Raw genomic sequence first — 4,383 nt, 5'->3', positions numbered from 1 at the left:
GGCGGGAGGTGTTAAGGTGATAGATAAAGTCTTTCATATTCAGAATGTTAACGCCTATCACAGCCGTCTGAAAGCGTGGATGAAACGGTTTCACGGAGTAGCCACAAAATACTTGGAACACTACCTGGGTTGGTTCAGGTTTATGGATAATCCAGAAAACCTTAACGAAAACAGGCTCTTTTCGATTCAACAACAGTTAATCCGAACATAGCCAATTAAATACTCAGCTTATGAATATTTCAGTTACGCTTCAGGTTGATTTAACCTCAGCCCCTTCACAAATTATTGTGCTCGCTATTATTAATAATTGGCGGGTTTGATTGTGCGTTACTAGAATCATCAAAACCCGCCGCAAAGGCGGGTTTTTAGTTTATGGCTGAACTACCGTTTAGGTCATTGTTTTACGATAAGTCTTCATAAGACTTTGAAATATATAAAAACTTCTTATCTATCAATTAGCGTTAAGGCTATTAGGAATTGGAAATAACTAATTATAGTCATCGGGGTTAAACTCAATGATCCTAGTTAGATTGCCTGCAACTTTCAGTTGAGCATCTGACAATGTCTGATCTGTATGCTTTTGCAGTGTTAAAGACTTATTTTTCGTTACTTCACAAGTAAGAATATCTCCGAGCTTAAGCATTAGTTCGTCACACATATTATCCGGAAGTGGGATTTCACCATTTTTACTTACGATGTATTGGTATGACATAGTTGTTGAGTCCTCAGTTAAATACATTCTTGTTTTGAGCGAAGTGTTGTTATTCTACTTTGGCTTTTCCTAAACAAAACCCTAAATTTCCGTATAGTGAACGAGAGCCGACCAAAATGCCAAAGTCTTCAAGAACAATTGGAGTGTTAGCCCGAGAGTTGAACCTTAACGTAGAAACCATTCGTTTTTACGAAAGGAAGGGCCTGACAGCGCAACCTGACAAGCCTGCCAATGGATTTCGGGTGTACCCGGATTCCGTGTTGAAACAACTCAAATTTATCACCAAAGCGAAAACACTTGGGTTCACACTAGACGAAATCAGAAGCTTGCTGACCTTGACAGATATGCCATGTGGGGAAATGGCAAACCTGGCCGAGAAAAAGCTAAGTCTGGTTGATAAGAAAATTGCAGCGTTGGCTCGGTTAAAAACTGGGTTGCAAGATGCTGTAAACCAATGTGGGGTTCTAGGGATTTTCCCCTCTAAAAAGACATAATTCTCTGTAGACCACACCAATAAATGGCTGCGGAGGTGGGTTACTACTTATAAGTGTGGCAAATTAGGTAAATATCGTACATTTAATACGGAACAGCCCTGATATGGCCATCAAAAACGAAATTACTATTCTCACGAGAGCAGAACAGGCAAATCTTTATTCCCCACCCATTTTTTCAATCGAAGAACAACGTCTGTACTTTTCTCTGAACGATGCGGAATTGGCAGTTTTTCGGTCAATTCGTCTCAGAGCTCATAGATGTTACTTTGTCGCGATTTTGGGATACTTCAAATCAAAGCCCGTCATCCTAGATATCGCTTACTCGCAGGTTTCTAAGGATTTAATGTTCATCAGTAAAGAGCTGCTTGGCGGCAAGGGGCTCAGACCATTCACTCCCTCACAAAAACAAAAAGATCGACTCTACGCAAAAGTATTAGACCTTGCTGGTTATCACAAATGGGACGAAAGTCAGCACTTCAATTCTCTTTTCGACCACCTTGTTCAGGTGGGCAATGCCTGGCTGGAGCCGCGTTACCTCTTTGATACTGCTATTGAATTCCTAACCAGTCACAGCATTGCTATCCCTAGGTACACCGTACTCCAGAGACTGATAAGCAGAGCGATGCAGCAGGTCAGAAAAGACCTGGCGCACCAACTTAATCAACTCACCAGTCCTGAACTTCACGTCTTTCTGGACAGCATAACAGCCATTGATGACGGACTAAGCCTGAACCAGCTCAGAGGCGGTGCAAAAAGTCTGACCGTACCTGAACTTAAAAAAGAGCTTGCCCTTTATCATCAGTTAGCGCCATGGCGCACGCAAATCAATGGCGTTATCGATGGGCTTAATCTGTCTCTTAAAAATCGACAACACTTCGGTGAGCTCATCAACTATTACGGTAGTAAACTCAAACGATTCAAACGCGCACAGCAGCATCTATGGTTGCTATGTCACCTGACAGAGCGGATACAACTGGCACTGGAACGGTTAACTGATGGGTTCATTTACCATATCCGCAAGCAACAAGAAGCTGCCAACACCTTTGCACAACAAGCAGTGTTCCTGTCCTGGCAGTCAGCCGCGGACAATGTCACGAAAGCGGCAGAGTTACTGCATCTGTTTGTGGATGAGAACATTGATGATAATCAACCCTTCTCAGTAGTCAGACAACAGGCATTGAAGGTCATGAATGACAGGGATATCCAGACCCTCTGCCTTTACCTGAAAAAACAGAAACGGACCGTGGAAGAGTACCAGTGGCAACATTACGATGAACAATGCAATCTCCTGGAGCAACTGTTAAGGCAGGTGTTCTTGTGCCTTGAATGTGAGGCCGGTAAAGGCTCAGAAGCCGTCGTCGCCCAACTTCAACAGATGCAGACGGAAATCGCATTCGGTGGACCACTGAAGACGATGGATACGTCGCTCATCCCGAAAAAGCACCTCCCATGGTTGGTTAAACAGGATAACGTTAACCCGCAACGTTACGAATGGCTGCTCTACCGGCAGTTAACCTCACGACTGAATGGACGCATTTATTTGCCAAATGTTACCAAATACCGCGCACTGGAAGACGACCTGATCCCCCAGACATCGCAGGATACCTTGCTGGCCTCATCAACACTGGACAGACTAAAACAGCCCGCAGAGTTATTGTTACAGGAGAAACAACACCGGCTGGAAAGTGCACTCAAAGACGTTGCTCTCCATATTGATGAGGGAGACAATCGAAATGTGATCATGAAAAATCGTACCGGTACCCGCTGGCGTCTGCCGACCAAAAGCGCTACATCTCTGGTCAACAATCCCTTTTTTAAGCGAATGCAACCGGTCGGTATCGCGGATGTACTGCGGTATGTAGAGCGCGAAACCGGGTTCATGAAATGTCTGACTCATGTACTTCCGATACAAAAACAAGGGTTCACTCATCAGGATGATTTACTGGCCATTCTGATTGCCAACGCCACTCACCGTGGTGTGTATGGCATGGCGCAGATCTCCGATCGAAGCTATGAACACCTGAGTACGGTGCAGGCCAACTATATCCGGCCTGAAACGCTGCATGACGCCAGCGACGTGATCAATAATGCGGTTGCAGCGCTACCCATCTTCCGCCACTACCATATTCAGGAGGACCAGCTGCATGCCAGTGCGGATGGTCAGAAATTCGAAACCCATCTGGAAACCTTTAAAACCCGGTACTCCTCTAAGTATTTCGGCACCAACAAAGGGATCACGGCCATGACACTGGTGGCCAACCACAGCGCCCTCAATGCTCGGATCATCGGTTCCAACGAGCACGAATCACACTATATTTATGACCTGTTACAATCCAACAGCAGTGAAATCAAACCTGACGTACTCTCGACAGATACACACGGTGTCAATCATGTTAACTTCGCCTTACTGGATCTATGCGGTTACAGTTTTGCACCGCGATACGCGCAGTTCAGTAGTGTCATCAATGATCTGTTTGACGTAACTGAAAATGAACACGGCGGCACCAACCTTGCCCTGAAAAAGCCCATCAGGACGAATGTCATCGAAACGGGATGGCAGGATATTAGGCGCATTGTTCTGTCACTTCAGACAAAGCGAACGACACAGGCAATGCTGGTAAGAAAGTTGTCTGGTTATCCTTCGGGGCACCCGACATTACAGGCGCTGACGGAGTATAATCGACTGGTCAAAGCGCAATATTTACTGGATTACATAGACAATGCCAGTTTGCGGCAGTACGTTCAGCGTGCCCTTAACCGGGGAGAAGCGTGGCACTTCCTGAGACGGGCTATTGCGTCGGTGAATGGCGATCAGTTCCGAGGCAAAAACGAGAGTGAAATCGCTATCTGGAATGAATGTGCAAGATTGCTTGCCAACGCGATCATCTACTTCAACTCCGCGATACTGAGTCATCTGCTGGGACACTTTGAAGCGAGAGGAGATGAAGAGAAAGCGGGTATCACTCGTGCTGTTTCGCCCGTTGCGTGGCAAAATATCAACTTAAGCGGAACGTATAACTTCACTAATACTGGGAAATTGCCCAATATTGGCGAAATAACAAGGCCGATAGTGGATGATTAGGCTCCAAGCTGAAAGTAAACCACCTCCGCAGCCATTTATTGGTGTGGTCTACAGAGGATTATGTCTTTTTAGAGGGGAAAATCCCTAGAACCCCA

2 protein-coding genes and 1 pseudogene are annotated in these 4,383 nt (G+C 45.6%); all 3 read left to right on the top strand.

Annotation, left to right across the window (positions count from 1 at the left end; genetic code table 11):
* Positions 1–211, top strand: a pseudogene (locus C6Y40_RS15110) (IS1595 family transposase); the annotation flags it as partial.
* 617 nt (positions 212–828) lie between these two features.
* Positions 829–1,206 carry a MerR family DNA-binding protein gene (locus tag C6Y40_RS15100; RefSeq protein ID WP_105935301.1) on the top strand — a complete coding sequence of 126 codons (378 nt, stop codon included), beginning with the start codon at positions 829–831 and terminating at the stop codon, positions 1,204–1,206.
* Between the two features lie 103 nt (positions 1,207–1,309).
* Entirely contained in the window at positions 1,310–4,288 is a 2,979-nt protein-coding gene (locus C6Y40_RS15095; protein WP_014979375.1) for a Tn3-like element ISShfr9 family transposase, read from the top strand.
* The last annotated feature ends 95 nt before the right edge of the window (positions 4,289–4,383 follow it).

The organism is Marisediminitalea alba, from assembly GCF_002993365.1.
GTDB classification, from domain to species: Bacteria; Pseudomonadota; Gammaproteobacteria; order Enterobacterales; family Alteromonadaceae; genus Alteromonas; species Alteromonas alba.
The sequence above is the reverse complement of the archived record's forward strand: the minus strand, read 5'-3'. Positions and strand labels throughout refer to the sequence as shown.